This window comes from Pseudonocardia sp. DR1-2 (genome assembly GCF_023717215.1).
In the GTDB taxonomy this organism is placed as follows: domain Bacteria; phylum Actinomycetota; class Actinomycetes; order Mycobacteriales; family Pseudonocardiaceae; genus Pseudonocardia; species Pseudonocardia alni.
Genome location: NZ_JAMQOF010000003.1, coordinates 195,740 through 213,544 on the forward strand (window position 1 = coordinate 195,740; position 17,805 = coordinate 213,544).

The window sequence follows — 17,805 nt, forward strand, 5'->3', positions numbered from 1 at the left end:
GGTCGCTCCCGCGCGCGCCGGTCTACCCGCCGAGTCTATTCCCGCCGGTCCACCGGCCGATCGCCCCCCGGTGACCGGGCACGCACACCCCGCTGCGGGTGGCGGATGACCGAGGGGCCCGTGGGTGGCAGGATCATCGTTCCCGCCCGGAACCGCTCCCCGCCGCTCCGGTGCGGTGCATGCGCGTGCCGACGAGGCGCCCGCTGTCGAGGGAGAGGATCCACTCCGTGTCGTTCCTGCTCCGGGTCGTCCTCCCGGACAAGCCCGGCAATCTCGGCGCCGTCGCGTCCGCACTCGGCGGGGCCGGGGCGGACATCCTGAGCGTGGACGTCGTGGAGCGTGGCGACGGCCAGGCGGTCGACGACATCGCCGTCGAGCTGCCGACCAACCGGCCGCCGGACGTGCTCATCACCGCTGCCGAGTCGGTGCCCGGGGTGTCGGTGGAGTCGGTGCGCCCGCACACCGGGCAGCTGGACACCCACCGCGAGCTGGAGCTGCTCGACGAGATCGCCGGCGACCACGCGCACGGGCTCGACCTGCTCGCCGCCGAGGTGCCGAGGCTGTTCCGCGCAGGGTGGGCGCTCGTCGCGGTCAGCGAGCACGGCCGCTCCTACCGGATCGCGGAGAGCTCCGCAGCGCCCGAGACCCGGTCCGGGGACCTGCCCTGGCTGCCGCTGGACCGGGCGATCGCCCTCGACGAGAGCCACTGGGTGCCCGAGCCCTGGCGGGCGATGGACACCGAGCTGGCCGCCGCGCCGTTCGGGACCGGGGCGCCACCGAAGACGCTGGTGGTCGGGCGGCCGGGTGGGCCGGTGTTCCGGCCGTCGGAGCTGGCGCGGCTGGCGCACCTGGCCGGGATCGTCGCGACGGTCCTGAAGGCCTGACCCGCCGCGCCACCGCACCCCTCCCCCTGGCCCTGGGGCTGCTCCCAGGGGAACGTTCGTAGCGCTCTAAGCCACGAGAGTTCCCCTGGGAGCAGCGCCGGGAGTGGACGAGCGGCCGGGGCGACGACCCGGCGGGTCAGACCCGGATCGACAGGGCGGTGCGGACGAGGTCGTCGTTGCCGGTCGCGAGCCAGCCGTCGGGGCGGACCAGGACGTCCTCGAAGCCGATCCGGGTGTCGATGTTGACCCGGGTCGCGTACTCCAGCACCGGCCAGGCGCCCTCCTCCTCGCCGTGCAGCAGCACGGGGACGGGGGGCTGACCGAGGGCGCGCAGGATCCGGATGCCCTCGGCGACGGCGGTCTCGGGGTCGATCACCGTCGACTCCGCGATCACCCGCCGGGTCCCCGGGGGCAGCCCGTTCTGGCGGAGGGTGACGGCGTCGCCGCTGGTCCAGACGCCGAGCTCGACGGCGATGCCGACCGACCACGCGGCGTGGCAGACCTCGGTCCAGCCGAGCTCGTGCACGTTGACGCCGCACACGTCGGGCTTGCCGGAGCCGAGCCGGCCCCAGGACAGGACGGTCTCGACACGGTCCTTCGGGTCGGGCTGGATCCAGCGCCCGGTCGGGACCCCGATCTCGATGCCCGGGGCCTCCTGGCGGATCAGCGAGACGACGTCGCCGACCACGGCGGGCTCGATCGACTCGGCACCGCTGTCGTCGCGCGGGTGCACGTGCACCGAGGTGACGCCGAGCCGGGCGACGGCCCGGGCGTCGCGGGCGAGGTGGCGGGCCAGGGTCGGCAGCGCCGGGTGCGCGTCCGCCGGTCGTGAGCCGTTGAGCGCCGCCTGCAACACCGTGTGTTCCCCGATCCGAGTGGTCGTGCTCCCGCGGGAGGACCCCGCCGTGCAACCGAGAGTAGGCGGTGATCGACCCCGGCCCGCGGCCGGGCGCGGGCGCGCCCGGGGGACGTCGACGTCCGGCCACCGGGCCGCGCCGGACGACGAACACGCCCGGTGAACGGTCGCTCACCGTCGGCGTGGCGCACGTCGTGTCGCCGGACGGCCTGGACCGGACGGCGCCGGCCCTGCGGTCAGGCGTCGGCGGCCTGCTCGCGCGCCGCATCGGGACCGCGGTCGAGCAGGACCGAGAACCCGGCCTCGTCCAGCACCGGCACCCCGAGCTCGACGGCCTTGTCGTACTTCGAGCCGGGCGCCTCCCCCGCGACGACGAACGCCGTCTTCTTCGACACCGACCCGGCCGCGCGCCCGCCGCGGGCCATGATCGCCTCCTTGGCCTCGTCGCGGGACCAGTTCTCCATCGAGCCGGTGATCACGATCGAGAGGCCCTCCAGGAAGCGGGGCACCGAGTCGTCGACCTCGTCCTCCATCGCGACGCCCGCCGCCCGCCACTTCTGCACGACCTCGCGGTGCCAGTCGACGGAGAACCAGTCCCGCACCGCCGCCGCGATGGTCGGGCCCACGCCGTCGACCCCGGCGATCGGTGCGAGTGCCTCGGCCACCGCCTTCGCCCGGGCGCGCGCGGCCGCCCGCTCCTGCTTCGCGGCCTCGGCGGCCGCGGCGTTCTCGTCGGCGTTCTCCGCGCCGTCCACGCCCTCGGCGCCGTCCACACCCGTGGCGCCGTCCACGGCCTGCGGGGAGTCCGCCGCCCCGGCGGCGGTCGCAGCCTCCGCCTCCGCGGTCTCGACGTCGCCGGCCGCCTCGGCGGCGGCACCCTCGGCCGTCGGCGCCGCGGCCTCGGCCGCGGCGTCGTCCTCCCCCGCCGTCCCGTCGGAGACGATCGCGACCCCGGCCGCCTCGGTGTCCGCCCTCGCCTGCGCCGCGGCGCGTTCCAGGGCCTCCATCGACCCGAACTCGCGGCCCAGCGCCTGCGCGGCGGTCGGCCCGACGTGGCGGATCGACAGTCCCACCAGCACCCGCCACAGCGGCCGGTCCTTCGCCGCCTCCAGGTTCGTGAGCAGCTTGCGGCCGTTGACCGTCAGCTCGCCCTTCTGGTTGCGGAACAGCTCGGTCCGCAGCAGGTCGTCCTCGGTCAGGGCGAACACGTCACCCTCGTCGGTCAGCACGCCCGAGGTCAGCAGCGCCACCGCGGCCTCGTAGCCGAGCCCCTCGATGTCGAACGCGCCGCGGCCCGCGACGTGGAACAGCCGCTCCCGCAGCTGAGCCGGGCAGGAGCGGGCGTTCGGACAGCGCCGGTCGACGTCGCCCGCCTTCTGCTGCACGAGCGCGGTGCCGCACTCGGGACAGTGCGTCGGCATCACGAACTCGCGCTCGGAGCCGTCGCGCACGTCGGTGACCGGACCCAGCACCTCGGGGATCACGTCGCCCGCCTTGCGGATGACCACCCGGTCGCCGATCAGCACACCCTTGCGGCGCACCTCGTCGGCGTTGTGCAGGGTCGCCATCTCGACCGTGGACCCGGCGACCTTCACCGGCTCCATCACCGCGAACGGGGTGACCCGGCCGGTGCGCCCGACATTGACCCGGATGTCGAGCAGCCGCGTGGTGGCCTGCTCCGGCGGGTACTTGTAGGCGATCGCCCAGCGCGGGAACCGGGAGGTCGCACCGAGTCTGCGCTGCAGCGCCACCTCGTCGACCTTCACGACGACGCCGTCGATCTCGTGCTCGACGTCGTGCCGGTGCTCGCCCCAGTGCTCGACGTACTCGATCACCTTCTCGATGCCCCGCAGCACGGTCGTGCGCGGGGAGATCGGCAGGCCCCAGGCGACCAGCGCGTCGTAGGCGTGGGACTGGGTGTCGGGGGTGAACCCCTCCCGCTTGCCCAGGCCGTGGCAGATCAGCCGCAGGTTGCGCGAGCCGGTGACCCGCGGGTCCTTCTGCCGCAGTGAGCCGGCCGCGGTGTTGCGGGGGTTCGCGAACGGTTCCTTGCCCGCCTCGACCAGCGAGGCGTTGAGCCGCTCGAAGTCCTCCAGCCGGAAGTAGACCTCGCCCCGGACCTCGACGAGCCCCGGCACCGGGAACTCGTCGGTGCCGGTGAGCTGCTCGGGCACCTCGGCGAGGGTGCGCATGTTGAGCGTGATGTCCTCGCCGGTGCGCCCGTCACCGCGGGTCAGCGCGCGGGTGAGCCGCCCGTCGGTGTAGAGCAGGTTCACCGCCAGTCCGTCGATCTTGAGCTCGCACAGGTAGTGCAGGTCCTCGCCGACCTCCTTCGTCACCCGCTCCTGCCAGGTGCGCAGGTCCTCGGGCGAGAAGGCGTTGTCCAGCGACAGCATCCGCTCGAGATGGTCGTGGGCGGTGAAGTCGGTGGAGAACGTGCCGCCGACGCGCTGGCTCGGCGAGTCCGGCGTGACCAGCTCGGGGTGCGCCTCCTCCAGCGCGAGCAGCTCGTGCCACAGCTCGTCGAACTGGCCGTCGGAGACGACCGGCGCGTCCAGCACGTAGTACCGGAACTGGTGGTCGGCCACCTCGGCCGCCAGCTGCGCGTGGCGCTCGCGGGCCTGCGGGGCGTCGGACTGGGAGCTCACGACGCGCAGGTTAGCGGCGACCCCCGACAGCCACCCGTCGCCGAGGGTTCCCGGACGGGTGGCGGGCCGGGTCCGGTACCGCGGCCGCCGCCCGGCGGGGTGGCCGCGGCACCCCTACCGTGGCGGGGTGGACCAGGCCGCCGTGGAACTCGCGCACCGGATGTTCGACCTGGCCCGTGAGGGTGCGGCGGAGCAGCTGGCCGCCTACCTCGACGCGGGCGTCCCGGTCGGCCTGACCGACCCCAAGGGCGACACCCTGCTGATCCTCGCCGCCTACTACGGCCACGACGCCGTCGTCGCCGACCTGCTGGCCCGCGGCGCGGCGCCGGACCACACCAACGACCGCGGCCAGACCGCGCTCGCCGCCGCGCTGTTCGCCCGGTCGGCGCCGTCGGTGACCGCGCTGCTCGCCGCGGGGGCCGACCCGCACCACGGCAGCCCGTCGGCGTGGGCGACCGTCGAGCACTTCGACCTGCCCGACATGCGGGCGCTGCTGGAAGCGGGGGCCTGAGCCGTGCTGCGGCTGGGGTTCCCGGTCGTCGGCGTCGCCGACCTCGACCGGGCCGCCGCGTTCTGGACCGCCGCGCTGCACCTGCAGGTCTCCGAGGAGTGGGCGAGCCCGTCCTGGCGCACCCTGACCGGCCCCGGCGGCGACCGGGTACTCGGCCTGATGCGCAGTGCCTCCCCACCCGAGCCCAGGCCCCGCCTGCACCTGGACCTCCTGGTCAACACCACCGACGAGCAGGAGGCCGAGGTCGCGCGGCTCGGATCGCTGGGGGCGACCCGGCCCCACTGGGACGGCTACCCCGCCGAGCCCGACTTCGTCGTCCTGGCCGACCCCGACGGCAACGTGTTCTGCGTGGTCGACCTGAGCCGGGCGCCGTCGTCGGGGGCTGTCGGTGGCGGCGCCTAGAATGCGGGTGTGAGCACCACCGAGAGCGACGCCCGGCAGCCCGGATCCGCCACCGACGCACGCGTCGTCGGCGAGACCGCCCGCCGGCGCACGTTCGCGGTGATCTCCCACCCCGACGCGGGCAAGTCGACCCTGACCGAGGCGCTGGCGCTGCACGCCGAGGTCATCGACTCCGCCGGTGCGGTGCACGGCAAGTCCGGCCGCAAGGGCGTCACCTCGGACTGGATGGAGATGGAGCGCGCCCGCGGCATCTCCGTGTCCTCGGCGGTGCTGCAGTTCGCCTACCGCGACTGCGTGATCAACCTGCTCGACACCCCCGGCCACGGCGACTTCTCCGAGGACACCTACCGGGTGCTCGCCGCCGTCGACGCCGCGGTGATGCTGCTCGACGCCGCGAAGGGCCTCGAGCCGCAGACCCTCAAGCTCTTCGACGTCTGCCGCTCGCGCGGCGTCCCGATCGTCACCTTCGTCAACAAGTGGGACCGGCCCGGCCGCGAGGCCCTGGAGCTGCTCGACGAGGTCGAGCAGACCATCGGCCTGCGCCCGATGCCGCTGACCTGGCCGCTGGGCATCGCCGGACAGTTCAAGGGCCTCATCGAGCGCACCACCGGCGAGTACACCGCGTTCACCCGGGCCGCCGGCGGCGCCACCAAGGCCACCGCGCAGGTCGTCGACGCCGAGACCATCGCCGCGCAGGAGCCGGAGTACTGGCAGAACGCGCAGGACGAGCTGGGCCTGCTCGACGAGATCGGCGCCGGGTTCGACGAGGAGGGCTTCCGCTCCGGCAAGGCGACCCCGGTGCTGTTCGGGTCGGCGCTGTCGAACATCGGCGTCGCCCGGCTGCTCGACTCCCTGGTCGATCTGGCCCCGCCGCCCGCCCCCCGCCCGGACGTGAAGGGCGACGACCGCCCGCTCGAGGCGCCCACCTCCGGACTGATCTTCAAGGTCCAGGCCGGCATGGACAAGGCGCACCGCGACCGGATGGCGTTCCTGCGGATCTGCTCGGGCCGGTTCGAGCGCGGCATGGTGCTCACCCACGCCGCGACCGGCAAGCCGTTCGCCACCAAGTACGCCCAGTCGGTGTTCGGCGCCGAGCGCAAGACCGTCGAGGAGGCGTTCCCCGGCGACATCGTCGGCCTGGTCAACGCCACCGCGCTGCGCCCCGGCGACACCCTCTACGCCGCCGACCCGGTCGAGTTCCCGTCGATCCCGGCGTTCGCCCCCGAGCACTTCGCGGTGATCCGCGCGAAGGACGCGGGCAAGTACAAGCAGTTCCGCAAGGGTATCGAGCAGCTCGGCAACGAGGCGGTCATCCAGATCCTGCGCTCGGACCTGCGCGGCGACCAGGCGCCGGTGCTCGCCGCGGTCGGGCCGCTGCAGTTCGACGTCGTCACCACGCGGCTGGAGACCGAGTTCAACGCCCCGGTCACCCTGGACCGGCTGCCGTACCAGATCGCGCGCCTGGTCGACGCCGAGGCGGTCGAGAAGCTGGCCGGGCAGTCCGAGTGCGAGGTCCTGCGCCGCGACGCCGACGGCGAGCACCTCGCGCTGTTCACCAACAAGTGGCGGATGGACATCATCCAGCGCAAGTTCCCGGACATGCGGTTCGAGGCCATGCCCGCCGGATCGTCGATCTCCTGATCCGCTGAGCACCGTCGCCGCGGTCGGCGCCGCGCTGCTGTCGGCGCTGCTCTTCGCGCTCGCCGCCGTCGCCCAGCAGACCTCGGCGGCGGCGGACCCGCACGACCGCGGCACGGCGATGCTCGCCCGGCTGGTCCGCGACCCGCGCTGGCTGGCCGGGTCGCTCGGCGACACCGCCGCGTTCGCGATGCAGGCCGTCGCGCTCGGGTTCGGGTCGCTGCTGCTGGTGCAGCCGCTCATCGTGACCCAGCTGGTGTTCGCGCTGCCGCTGGCCGCGTGGTGGGCCGGGCGGCGCCCGTCGCGCCGCGAGCTGGTCTGGGCCGCGGTCCTGGTGGTGGCGCTGGTGCTGTTCGTGACCGTCGGCGAGCCGACCGCCGGGGTCGACCGGGCGGGCCTCGCGGCCTGGGCGCCGACCGGGTCGGTGCTGCTCGTGCTGTTCGCCGCGTGCCTCGTCGCGGCCCGGAGCGCGACCGGCACCGCCCGGGCGCTGTTGCTCGCCGCGGCGACCGGGATCGCCTACGGCGTCGTCGCCGCGCTCACCCTCGGTGTGGTCGACACGCTGTCCGACGGGCTCGTCGCACTGCTGACGTCGTGGGAGACCTGGGCGCTCGCGGTCGCCGTCGTCGGGGGCACGCTCCTGCAGCAGACCGCGTTCCAGGCCGGCGCGCTCGGGGCCTCGCTGCCGGCGGTGGTCGTCGGGGAACCGGTGGTCGCGGCGGTCGTCGGGGTGACCGTGCTCGACGAGCGGCTGGCCACCGGCGGGGCGGGGTGGCTGCTCGTCGCGGTCCTGGTGGTCGTGCTCGTGGTGGCGACGGTCGCGCTGGCGCGGGCGAGCGCCGAACCCGGCGAGCGGTCAGGGGTCCTCGACACCGGCGAGCAGGCGTCGTAGCAGCCCGTCGAGGAGGGCGCGGTCGTCCGGGCCGAGCGGGCCGAGGATCCGCCGCTCGTTGTCGACGTGGTCGGCGACGGCCCGGTCGACGAGCTCGCGGCCGGGGTCGGTGAGACGGACCAGGATGCTGCGGCGGTTCTCCGGGTCGAGGTTGCGCTCCACCCAGCCCGCGTCGTCGAGCCGGTCGAGCCGGTGGGTCGTCGCGGCCGGGGACAGCATGAGCGCGCGGCTGAGCCGGGTGGGGGTCAGCACGTACGGCGCACCGGCCCGGCGCAGCGCGGCGAGCACGTCGAACTCCCCGGTCCGCAGCCCGTGCGCGGCGAACACCCGCTCGACCCGGGGTGCGACGAGTGCCGCGAACCGGCCGAGCCGGCCGATGGTCGCCATCGCCGCCAGGCCGTCCGGGGAGAGGTCGGGGCGCTCGTGTCGCCACTGGTCGACGAGGTCGTCGACGGCATCGCGTTCGGGCACACCCCGATCGTAGGTCGCCGTCGAAAACATTGTGCTCAAATATTTCGACGTCGTACTGTTCGAGCATGACGACACTCACCGTCTCCGCCGCCACGACCGTCGCCGCACCGGCGGCCGACGCCTGGACCGTGCTCGCCGACTACGCCCGCGACCGGCAGTGGCGGGCGGGGGTGCGCTCGATGGTCCCCACCCCGCCCGGCCCGGTGGGGCCGGGTACGACCACCCGGGAGGTGCTGCGGGCCGCGGGCCGGACCACCCGCAACGACGGCGTGGTCACCGACGTGACCCCCGGCCGCAGGTTCGCCTGGCGGACCACGTCCGGCGTCGACGCCGACGGGTCGCGCGAGGTCGAGCCGCTGCCGGACGGCTCGTGCCGGGTCCGGCTGGAGCTGCGCGTCCGGCCGCCGGGTCTACTGCGGCTCGTCCCCGGCCCGCTGCGGTGGCTGCTCGCCCGCGGGCTGCGCGGCGACCTTGACCGGCTCCGTGCGCTCGTCGAGACCGGCCGCGCGACCCGACCCGCCTGCGAGCGGTCGTGACGCCACCTGGCGAGCCACGAGCACGCGATCGGGGCCCATCGCCGCTACGGCGCCGACCGGACCCTCGTCACCTGGCCCGAGGTGGTCGTGCTGCCCGCAGCGCGCGGTTCGAGCTGCCCACCGACGGTGGCGCTGCCGCCGCACACGCCGACCCTGCCGCAGGTGCGCCGGGCCCGCCCGGCCGGCTCTCCGGGCCCTCACCCCGCGGGCGCGGCACCGGCCGCCGCGACGGCCGCGGCGCTCGCGTAGGCCGCGGCGGCCGGGATCTGGTCGGCGCCGAACACGACGTGCCCGACGGCGGCGCGGTCCCCGACGGCCGCCGCGACGGCGGCGACGTCACCGCTGCCGAAGCCGCCGCACAGCTCGACCAGCGTGACCCGCTCGTCGCGGACCAGGCCGGCGGCGACGGCGGGCGCGTCCGCGGTCGACGCGACGGCGACGACCATCGAGCGCTGCCCACCGGACTCGAGCACGAGGCGGTCACGGTCGGGGTCGGCGCCGGGGTGCTCGAACAGGTAGGCCCAGCGGGCCGGTTCGGTGGTCATGGGCCCATACTCGGAGCTGAACCCCGCTCGAGGTCAAGCCCTGTTCGGGCACATCCGGCTCCGCCGAGGACCCCGCGCCCACCCACGGGCCCGGCGGGCGGGCGTCGTAGCGGGACTACGAGGCGAGGTGGAAGAACTCCAGCGCGTTGCCGTCGGGGTCCTTGAACGACAGGGCCAGGCCGTAGTCGGCCTCGACGATCCCGTCGTGGGCGATCCCCACCGAATCCAGGTGGTCGCGCCACTGCTCGATCTCCGCCCGGTCCGCGACGCCGAACCCGACGTGGTCCATGCCCGGCCGGTCCGGGGCGAACGCGTCACCGGTGTCGACGGAGTCGTGCCGGGTCAGTCCGAGCAGCTGGCCCGAGGGCAGCGCGAACACGCGGCGGTGGAACGGCCCGTCGGACAACGTCATCGCCGGCTCCGAGCCGATCAGCTTCGAGTACCAGGGCTCGCTGACCTCCAGGTCGGTGACCGAGAGGGCGAGGTGGTGGATGGCGGGGAACTCGGGCACGGGACGACCTCCGGATCGCATGGCGGGACGTGCATGTCCCGGGTTCCCGTTCCACCCGATGATCAATCGTGTACGACCGTTCTGCGGGCCGCGCCGCACCGGCTCCCGAACCGACGCGGCGCGCCCGCCCCCGGCGCGACGGGGTACGGCGGGCGGGGCACGACAGAGCAGGACGCCACAGAGCGGGGAGGGGGTCAGCCCGCCGCGTCGGCCGGGTCGCCGTGGCGCACGTCCACCGGCCACGCCCCGGCGGGCAGCCGGTGCAGCCGGGCGTAGTGCTCGGCGATGTCGTCCGGGTCGTAGGCGGTTCCCGGCGCGACCGGCCCGCACACGGTCACGGTCGCCGACCGCACCCCCCGCGGCCCGAACTCGGCGTCGAGCAGCTCGGCCAGCGCGCGCAGCCCGGCCTTGCCCAGCGACAGGCTCGTCAGCTGCGGGAGCGGGTGCGGCATGCCGGCCGTCATCAGGTAGCTGCCGCCGTCCCCGTCGGCCATCGCCGGCAGCAGCGCCGCGGCGGTGGTGACCGCGCCGCCGACGTTGACCGCCCAGGTGTCGAGCAGCGTGGCCGCATCGAGCCCGGTGACGGTGTCGGTGCGGATCACCCCGGCGTTGTAGACGACGACCTCGGGCACCCCGAGCCGCTCGACCAGGCCGCCGAGGGCGGCGCGCAGCGCGGCCTCGTCGGCGACGTCGGCGGTGGCGCCGGCCGCCCCGTCGGGCAGGTCGGCGAGCAGACCGTCGACGGTGGAGGACGAGCGGGCGAGCACCCCGACCGGGTGCCCGGAGCCGGCGAAGCGGCGGGCGACGGAGCGGCCGATGCCCGGCCCCGCGCCGACGACGAACACGGCGGCCATCAGTCGGGTAGTTCCGAGGCGGACCGCATCCCGGTCACCGCGACCGGGTCCGCACCGCCGCACCGCGCGCCGAGCCCGTCGCAGGCGCGGAGCCGGTCCACCGGTCCCGTCGGGCGGTGCACGGCGAGCCCGTGCCACGGCCGGAACGCGATCGGGTCGCCGGCGGACACCCGGCGCGACGGCGCGTGGGCGTGTTGCGGCAGGAACGTCGGCGTCGCGACGGTGACAGTGGTCGCGGACGCGCCGGAGGCGCCCGGCTCGGGCACGTCGGGCTGCCGCCGTGCGACGACGTCGGTGTAGGGAATCGGTGGCACACCACCGGTTACCCCGTGATCAGGTCGCCCATCCCCCGGCACCGGCACGAGCTGCCCGTCACGACGTCGCCGGCCGCCGACGACGGCGCGAGGGCGAGCCCGGCGCCGTGCTCGCGCATCGAGGCCCTCACCTCCGCCGGGCGATGCCCGCTGCCGACCTGCCGCGCAGGCCCCGCGGTGATCGGGCCGGGCGGTCGGCCCGCATGTCAGCGGACGTGGCAGACGTCCGGCGCACAGGCCGGTGTGGTGTCGGTGCCGTCGAGCGGGGCGGGTCCCGGCCCGGTGACGGCGAGGATCACGAAGGCGGCCAGCCAGATCAGCCCGCCGGCCAGCCCGGCGATCGACAGTCCCGCGGCGGAGATCGCGGTGCGGGACCGGCCCGGGCAGGCGCGGACCGCGCCCAGGGTGCCGAGCACCAGACCGCCGATCGTCAGGACCACCCCGGCGGAGGCGAGGGCGAGACCGGCGACGGTCAGCGGCGACACCGCGGACAGCGCGATGGCGACGCCGACGAAGACCGAGCCCAGCGCTCCCAGGACGAGCGCGGACGACCCGAGGCCACCCCGCGGGGCGGTCGGGTGTCGGGTGTCGGGCCGGTCTCGGAGCACGGCACCAGAATCGGGGTCGGACGGCCCCACCGCTGTCAGGGACACGACAGATCCTCAGTTCTGGGTACGCGGCGGCGGTCCCGGAACCGCCCTACGGTGACCCCATGACCTCCACCGCCGAGAAGGCCACGAAGCTGCAGGAACTGCACGCCGCGCCCGAGCTGCTGCTCGTCGTCAACGTCTGGGACGCGATCACCGCGAAGGTCGTCGCCGAGACGCCGGGCACGAAGGCCCTGGCCACCGCAAGCCACGGCATCGCCGCCTCCCGCGGCTACGAGGACGGCGAGAACATCCCGCGCGACCTGATGATCGCCGAGGTCGGGCTGATCGCGAAGGTCGCGGGCGACCTGCCGGTCACCGCGGACCTGGAGGCCGGCTACGGCGACCCGGGTGGCACCGTCGCCCGCGCGATCGACGTCGGCATCGTCGGGGCGAACCTGGAGGACCAGGTCAAGCCGCTCGCCGACGCCGTGAAGGCGGTCGAGGCGGCCGTGGCCGCGGCGGAGTCGGCGGGCGTGGACTTCGTGCTGAACGCCCGCACCGACGCGTTCCTCAAGGCGGGCGACAAGGACCCCGAGGCCGTGCTGGCGGACGCGATCGAGCGCGGGAGGGCCTACCTCGACGCCGGCGCGTCGAACTTCTTCGTGCCGGGCAAGCTCGACGAGACCCAGGTCGGACGCCTGGTCGAGGCGCTCGGTGAGCGCCGGGTCAACCTGATCGGCATCCCCGGGTCGATCCCGCTGAAGCGCGCGCAGGAGCTGGGCGTCGCCCGCGTGTCCTACGGCCCGTGGAGCCAGAACGTGGCGCTGACCGCGCTGGAGGACCTCGCCACCGACGTCTACGCCGGCGGCGGCCTGCCCGAGGGCACCCGCAAGCTGAACTGAGCGGCGACCGGGCCGGCGCCACCCTGCGCCCGTGGGCCCCTCCCCGCCGCGCAGTGATCCCTCCGCCGCGCGGTGATCCATCTGACGCGCCGTGATCCGTTGGGCGCGCGCTGATCCGTAGGACGCGCGCGTCCGGACACGCGCGCGGCGCGGATCACTGCGCGCCGAGTGGATCAGCTCGCGCGGAGTGGGTCAGCTCGCGGGGGTCGGTGCATCGCAGGGCGGGCAGCACGTACGAGGCTCAGCGCTCGTCGGCGGGCGGGACCTCGTCGGGGTCGGCGAAGGCCTTCCCCAGCTCCCGGGACAGGGCGAGGGCGCGGTGCGCCCAGGCCGGGGTCGCCCCGGCGAGCCCGCAGGCGGGCGTCGGGACGGCGAGCCGGGCCAGCCGCGGACGGTCGAAGCCCAGCCGGTCGGCGAGGTCGTAGCCGATGCGGGCGAGATCGCCGACCGCCGGTTCGCGGGCCGGCGCGGTGCCGGGCAGCAGCCCGAGGAACAGCGGGACACCGCTGTCCCAGGTCTCGCCGATCGCGTCGAGCGCGCGCGGCTCGGCGGTGGCCCCGGCGAACGCCGGCCGGGTCGCGTCGACCCCGACCGCGGCCGCACCGGTCCCGGCGAGCAGCCGGATCGGCGGGCGGTCCGCACAGCAGTGCACGACGACCGGGGCGTCGATGCCGGCGATCAGGTCCCGGAGCAGGTCCTGGGCGTCCGGCGCGGCGATCGAGCGGACGGTGCCGTAGCCGGACGCGGTCGGCAGCGACCCGGCGAGCACGGCGGGCAGGCCGGGCTCGTCGAGCTGGACGACGACCGTCGCCCCGGTCCGCTGCGCCACCTCGGCGACGTGGGCGCGCAGCCCCTCGGTCAGGCTGGCGGCGAACTCGCGGACGGCGCCGCGGTCGGTGAGCACCCGGTGCCCGGCGGCGAGCTCGACCGAGGCGGCGAGCGTCCACGGGCCGGCGACCTGCACCTTCACCCAGGACGGGCGGATGCGGTCGCAGGCGTCGTCGAAGGCGTCCAGGTCGCCGGACATCAGGTCGCGGGCCCGGCGCAGGTCGCGCCCGGGGTGGGCGGCGACCCGCCAGCCGGTCGGCACGACCTCGACGGCCAGGTCCACGAGCAGCCCGGCCGTGCGGCCGACGATGTCCGCGCCGACACCGCGGGCGGGCAGCTCGGGCAGCGCCGGGAACTCCGGGGTCTCGCCGGTGACCAGCGCACACGCCTCGCGGACGTCGGTGCCGGGCAGCGAGCCGACGCCGGTGCCGACGCCCGCGGGCCACAGGGCGCGGGGCGCGGCGGGCTCGGCAGGGGCGTCGTCGACGACCTCGATGCGCGGCGAGGGCGGGAGGGTCTCACCGGGACGCACGTCGCCGAGTCCGGCGGCGGCGAGCGCGGCGGCCAGCGGGTCGGTGGGGTCCGGGACGGTCACACCCCCAGTCTCCCCCCGTCACTCCGGACCGCCGCGGCCGACCCCGGGCCCGCGGGGCGGCGCAGGATGGGCGGACATGATCGGCGGGAGTGGAGTGCAGGACACAGTGCTCTGCACTCCACGCTCCACTTCCGGCGATCACCACCGGGGCGGCGCCGGAAGTGCACCACAGGATGGACACCGCACGGGCGGCACGGGGCCGGCGCTGCGGGCGGTCGGCCCGCAGGGGCCGGCACAGGGCCGTCGGGCCGCGAGGTCAGAGCTCAGGCGGCCGGTGCAGCGCGAAGACAGGGTGCCGCCGAGCCGCGACGGCGAGCTCGGCGTCGGTGGAGGCGGGACCGACGTCGTCGAACAGCATCCCGGCGGCCCGGCCGAGTCCGCGCACGTAGGCACGCAGCACGGGGACGGCCGCCGCGGCGTCGAGCTCGGTGGCCGACACCGGCTCCGCTCCCCCACGACCGCGCAGCTCGGCGCTCCCGCCGGCCGCGCGCAGGTTGAGGACCCAGTCGGTCTCACCGCGCGGCGAGATGAGGTGGCGGGTCCCGTCGAGCAGGACCGGGGTCAGCGGGACGGTGCGGACCGTGCCGCTGCGCCGGCCGCGGACGGCGAGCACGGCGGTGTCGCCCGGGGTGATGCCGCGCTGGGCCAGGGCCCCGACCAGCGGGTTGAGCACGCGGCGCACCAGCATGCCGGGTGCTCGGTAGTCACGGTCGCTCATCGCGACAGCCTCTCACCGATCACGTCGTCCGTCGCTCCGGTGATCCCTCCTCCCGGAGCCCACGGCGACCGAGGGGGCGCTCGCGGCTCCGCGGAGAAGGATCATGCGGCCAGGACGAAGATCGGGTGGCGGTGGGCGACGGCGGCGAGCTCGGCGTCGGACGAGGAGGCGTCGACACCGTCGAAGAACGCCCCGACCTCCCAGGCCCAGCGACGCAGGTACTCCCGCAGCACCGGGACGACGGCGGCCGGCTCGGTCAGCTCGGTCGCGGCCACCCGCTCGGTGCGACGGCCGACGGTCAGCTCCGCCTCCCCCGCGACGCGCAGGTTGCGCACCCACTGGGTCTCGCCGCGCGCGGCGACGAGGTAGCGGGCGCCGTCGTGGCGCAGCGGGTTGACCGGCGTGGTGCGGACCTCGCCGGAGCGGCGGCCGCGGACGCCGAGCACCGCGGAGCCGGCGAGCGGGAGGCCGAGCCGGGTCAGCCCGGCGACCAGGGGGTTCATTACCCGGCGGGTGATGCGGCCGGGGGCGAGGTAGTGGGCCTGAGAGCGCTGGTTCGTCATGAGAGCAGTGTTCACGGTTCGTCGCACAAAAGCAAGAGCACTGCTCTCATCGGGGTCGGTGCGGTGGGGCGGGTTGCGCCGAGATGCAGGTCAGCGGGCTCGAACGGCTCCGCGCAGCCCGCTGGGGTGCATCTCGGCGCAGAGGCGACGCCGGACCAGGCCACTCGCGGCGCCGGCGGGCGCGGCGTGCTCCGGGGCAGGCGGCCGCGGCCGGCCGGGGCCGGTCAGGCGCCGCCGGGCGACCTCGGTCAGGCCGTCCCGGTGATCGTCGCCGACCCCAGGACGACGTCGCCGTCGTCGTCGGGGCGGTAGAAGGCGACGGCCTGCCCCGGGGCGACACCGCGCAGCGGTTCGGACAGCTCCACCTGCACGGCGGAGTCGAGCGGGGTGACGGTGGCGGGTGCGGTGCCGCCGTGCGCGCGGACCTGCACGACGCAGCCGAACGGTGCGTCCGGCGCCGCGCCCGAGGTCCACACGGGGGTGCGCGCGGTGATCGCGGTGACGTCGAGCGCGGCCTCCGGCCCGACCCGCACGGTCCCGCTGACCGGCTCGATGCCGAGCACGTAGCGGGGGCGGCCGTCGGCGGCCGGCCGGTCGATCCCGAGGCCCTTGCGCTGCCCGACGGTGAAGCCGTGCACGCCGTCGTGGGTGCCGAGGGTCTCGCCGGAGGCGGCGTCGACCAGTGCGCCGGGAGTGGTGCCCAGGCGGTCGGCCAGGAAGCCGCGGGTGTCGCCGGTGGGGATGAAGCAGATGTCGTGGCTGTCGGGCTTCCCGGCGACGCGCAGCCCGAGCCGGGCGGCCTCGGCCCGGATCTCCGGCTTGGGGGTGTCGCCGACCGGGAACATCGCGTGCCGCAGCTGGTCCGCGCGCAGCACCGCCAGGACGTAGGACTGGTCCTTGCCCGCGTCGGCCGAGCGGCGCAGTACCGGCCCGGCCGGGTCCAGCCGCGCGTAGTGGCCGGTGCAGACGGCGTCGAAGCCGAGGGCGAGCGCCCGGTCCAGCACGGCCGCGAACTTGATCTTCTCGTTGCAGCGCAGGCAGGGGTTCGGGGTCTCCCCGGCGGCGTAGGCGGCGACGAAGTCGTCCACGACGTCGCGGGTGAACTCCTCGGACAGGTCCCAGACGTAGTACGGGATGCCCAGGACGTCGGCGGCGCGGGCGGCGTCGCCCGCGTCCTCCTTGGAACAGCAGCCCCGTGACCCGGAGCGCATGGCGTCCCGGGTGCGCGACAGCGCGAGGTGCACCCCGACGACGTCGTGTCCGGCGGCGACCGCCCGCGCGGCGGCCACCGCGGAGTCGACGCCGCCGCTCATCGCAGCGAGGACCCGCACGGCTCAGCCCGTGACCGAGGCGGGGGTGCGACGGCTCGCGTTGCGGGCGCGCTCCACGACCGACCCGATGGCCCCGGCGACCGCGGCCACGTCGGCGGAGGTGCTGGTGTGCCCCAGGGAGAAGCGCAGCGACCCGCGGGCGGTGCACTCGTCGGCGCCCATCGCCAGCAGCACGTGGCTGGGCTGGGCGACCCCCGCGGTGCAGGCCGACCCGGTCGAGCAGTCGATGCCGTGGGCGTCGAGCAGCATGAGCAGGCTGTCGCCCTCGCAGCCGGGGAACGACAGGTGCGCGTTGCCGGGCAGCCTGCCGGGACCGCCGTCGACCCGGGAGTCGGTGGTGTCGCCGTTCAGGACCGCGTCGGGCACCTCGGTGCGCACGACGCGGACCAGCTCGTCGCGCAGCCCGGCCAGGTGCACGCGGCGGCGCGGCGCGGCGGCCACCGACTCGACGACGGCCGTCGCCAGCCCGGCCAGCGACGGCACGTCCAGGGTGCCGGAGCGGACGTCGCGCTCCTGGCCGCCGCCGTGCAGCAGCGGGGTGCAGGTGACCTCGCGGCCGAGCAGCAGCGCGCCCGCGCCGTAGGGGCCGCCGAGCTTGTGCCCGGTGAGGGTGAGGGCGTCGGCGCCGCTCGCGGCGAAGTCGACGTCGAGGACGCCGACGGCCTGCACGGCGTCGGTGTGGAACGGCACCCCGAACTCGTGGGCGACGGCGGCGAGCTCGCGCACCGGGTTGACGGTGCCGACCTCGTTGTTGGCCCACATGACCGAGACCAGGGCGTTCCCGTCCGGGTCCTCGGCGAGCGCGGCGCGCAGCGTCTCCGGGTGGACGCGGCCGGTGGCGTCGACCTCGAGCATCCGCAGCCGGGCGCCCTCGTGGGTGGCCAGCCACTCCGCCGCGTCGACGACCGCGTGGTGCTCGACGGCCGAGACCAGCACCCGGGTGCGGCGCGGGTCCGCGGCCCGGCGGGCCCAGAACAGGCCCTTGACCGCGAGGTTGTCGCTCTCGGTGCCGCCGGTCGTGAACACGACCTCGGACGGGCGCGCCCCGACCGCCTCGGCGATCCGCTCACGCCCCTCCTCGACCGCGCGCCGGGCGCGGCGGCCCGACGAGTGCAGCGACGACGCGTTGCCGGTGCGGCCGAGCGCGTCGCTCATGGCGGCGACGGCAGCCGGCAGCATCGGTGTGGTCGCCGCGTGGTCCAGGTACGTCATCGGC

The 17,805-nt window shown here is 75.6% G+C and carries 20 protein-coding genes; 7 read left to right on the forward strand and 13 right to left on the reverse strand.

The window, feature by feature from the left end; genetic code table 11:
* Positions 1-227: 227 nt before the first annotated feature.
* Positions 228-884, forward strand: coding sequence for an amino acid-binding protein (locus ND486_RS09885; RefSeq protein ID WP_251783996.1), 657 nt, complete (start codon positions 228-230; stop codon positions 882-884).
* Positions 885-1,020: 136 nt separating this feature from the next.
* Here ND486_RS09885 and ND486_RS09890 read toward each other — a convergent pair whose 3' ends face one another.
* Positions 1,021-1,740 carry a 3-keto-5-aminohexanoate cleavage protein gene (locus ND486_RS09890; protein ID WP_062397181.1) on the reverse strand — a complete coding sequence of 240 codons (720 nt, stop codon included), beginning with the start codon at positions 1,738-1,740 and terminating at the stop codon, positions 1,021-1,023.
* A gap of 236 nt (positions 1,741-1,976) precedes the next feature.
* Positions 1,977-4,388: an NAD-dependent DNA ligase LigA gene (ligA, locus tag ND486_RS09895; protein ID WP_308215831.1), complete on the reverse strand. Its 2,412-nt coding sequence runs from the start codon at positions 4,386-4,388 to the stop codon at positions 1,977-1,979.
* Positions 4,389-4,515: 127 nt separating this feature from the next.
* On the opposite strand from ligA, the gene ND486_RS09900 reads away from it, so the two are divergent.
* Genes ND486_RS09900 through ND486_RS09915 form a run of 4 tightly spaced genes read left to right on the forward strand, consistent with a single transcriptional unit; the run spans position 4,516 to position 7,831 of the window.
* Positions 4,516-4,899: an ankyrin repeat domain-containing protein gene (locus ND486_RS09900; RefSeq protein WP_226369678.1), complete on the forward strand. Its 384-nt coding sequence runs from the start codon at positions 4,516-4,518 to the stop codon at positions 4,897-4,899.
* Between the two features lie 3 nt (positions 4,900-4,902).
* A complete protein-coding gene (locus tag ND486_RS09905; protein ID WP_251783998.1) occupies positions 4,903-5,301 on the forward strand; it encodes a VOC family protein in 399 nt (132 codons plus the stop codon).
* A gap of 9 nt (positions 5,302-5,310) precedes the next feature.
* Positions 5,311-6,942 (forward strand): peptide chain release factor 3, encoded by a 1,632-nt coding sequence (locus tag ND486_RS09910; protein ID WP_062397186.1) that lies wholly within the window; start codon positions 5,311-5,313, stop codon positions 6,940-6,942.
* 37 nt (positions 6,943-6,979) lie between these two features.
* On the forward strand, positions 6,980-7,831 hold the full coding sequence (locus ND486_RS09915) for a DMT family transporter (RefSeq protein WP_285898557.1): 852 nt from the start codon (positions 6,980-6,982) through the stop codon (positions 7,829-7,831).
* On the opposite strand, the gene ND486_RS09920 is transcribed toward ND486_RS09915, so the two are convergent.
* Positions 7,796-8,302 (reverse strand): MarR family transcriptional regulator, encoded by a 507-nt coding sequence (locus ND486_RS09920; RefSeq protein WP_224401624.1) that lies wholly within the window; start codon positions 8,300-8,302, stop codon positions 7,796-7,798. The genes ND486_RS09915 and ND486_RS09920 overlap by 36 nt on opposite strands.
* Before the next feature lie 65 nt (positions 8,303-8,367).
* On the opposite strand from ND486_RS09920, the gene ND486_RS09925 reads away from it, so the two are divergent.
* Positions 8,368-8,838, forward strand: coding sequence for an SRPBCC family protein (locus ND486_RS09925; RefSeq protein WP_251784001.1), 471 nt, complete (start codon positions 8,368-8,370; stop codon positions 8,836-8,838).
* Between the two features lie 197 nt (positions 8,839-9,035).
* Here ND486_RS09925 and ND486_RS09930 read toward each other — a convergent pair whose 3' ends face one another.
* The 5 genes from ND486_RS09930 to ND486_RS09950 form a co-directional block, all read right to left on the reverse strand.
* A complete protein-coding gene (locus tag ND486_RS09930; protein ID WP_251784003.1) occupies positions 9,036-9,383 on the reverse strand; it encodes a DUF6506 family protein in 348 nt (115 codons plus the stop codon).
* Positions 9,384-9,498: 115 nt separating this feature from the next.
* On the reverse strand, positions 9,499-9,894 hold the full coding sequence (locus ND486_RS09935) for a VOC family protein (RefSeq protein ID WP_208822591.1): 396 nt from the start codon (positions 9,892-9,894) through the stop codon (positions 9,499-9,501).
* 194 nt (positions 9,895-10,088) lie between these two features.
* Entirely contained in the window at positions 10,089-10,748 is a 660-nt protein-coding gene (locus ND486_RS09940) for an SDR family oxidoreductase (protein ID WP_208822589.1), read from the reverse strand.
* Positions 10,748-11,062, reverse strand: a complete 315-nt coding sequence (locus ND486_RS09945) for a hypothetical protein (RefSeq protein WP_251784005.1) — start codon at positions 11,060-11,062, stop codon at positions 10,748-10,750. The genes ND486_RS09940 and ND486_RS09945 overlap by 1 nt, the downstream gene beginning before the upstream one ends.
* A 206-nt stretch (positions 11,063-11,268) precedes the next feature.
* A complete protein-coding gene (locus ND486_RS09950) occupies positions 11,269-11,670 on the reverse strand; it encodes a hypothetical protein (protein WP_251784006.1) in 402 nt (133 codons plus the stop codon).
* A gap of 104 nt (positions 11,671-11,774) precedes the next feature.
* Between ND486_RS09950 and ND486_RS09955 the strand changes: the two genes are divergently transcribed.
* Entirely contained in the window at positions 11,775-12,554 is a 780-nt protein-coding gene (locus ND486_RS09955) for an isocitrate lyase/phosphoenolpyruvate mutase family protein (protein WP_251784008.1), read from the forward strand.
* Between the two features lie 241 nt (positions 12,555-12,795).
* On the opposite strand, the gene ND486_RS09960 is transcribed toward ND486_RS09955, so the two are convergent.
* From ND486_RS09960 to ND486_RS09980, 5 genes are all read right to left on the reverse strand, one after another.
* Positions 12,796-13,830 (reverse strand): methionine synthase, encoded by a 1,035-nt coding sequence (locus ND486_RS09960; protein ID WP_251784426.1) that lies wholly within the window; start codon positions 13,828-13,830, stop codon positions 12,796-12,798.
* Between the two features lie 403 nt (positions 13,831-14,233).
* Positions 14,234-14,695: a nitroreductase/quinone reductase family protein gene (locus ND486_RS09965; protein ID WP_251784010.1), complete on the reverse strand. Its 462-nt coding sequence runs from the start codon at positions 14,693-14,695 to the stop codon at positions 14,234-14,236.
* A 101-nt stretch (positions 14,696-14,796) separates the two neighbouring features.
* Entirely contained in the window at positions 14,797-15,258 is a 462-nt protein-coding gene (locus ND486_RS09970; protein ID WP_251784012.1) for a nitroreductase family deazaflavin-dependent oxidoreductase, read from the reverse strand.
* Between the two features lie 248 nt (positions 15,259-15,506).
* Positions 15,507-16,589, reverse strand: coding sequence for a tRNA 2-thiouridine(34) synthase MnmA (gene mnmA, locus ND486_RS09975; RefSeq protein ID WP_226350163.1), 1,083 nt, complete (start codon positions 16,587-16,589; stop codon positions 15,507-15,509).
* 3 nt (positions 16,590-16,592) lie between these two features.
* The gene (locus ND486_RS09980) at positions 16,593-17,801 is read right to left on the reverse strand and encodes a cysteine desulfurase family protein (RefSeq protein ID WP_251784014.1); all 1,209 of its coding nucleotides are present in this window, start codon (positions 17,799-17,801) and stop codon (positions 16,593-16,595) included.
* Positions 17,802-17,805 lie beyond the last annotated feature (4 nt).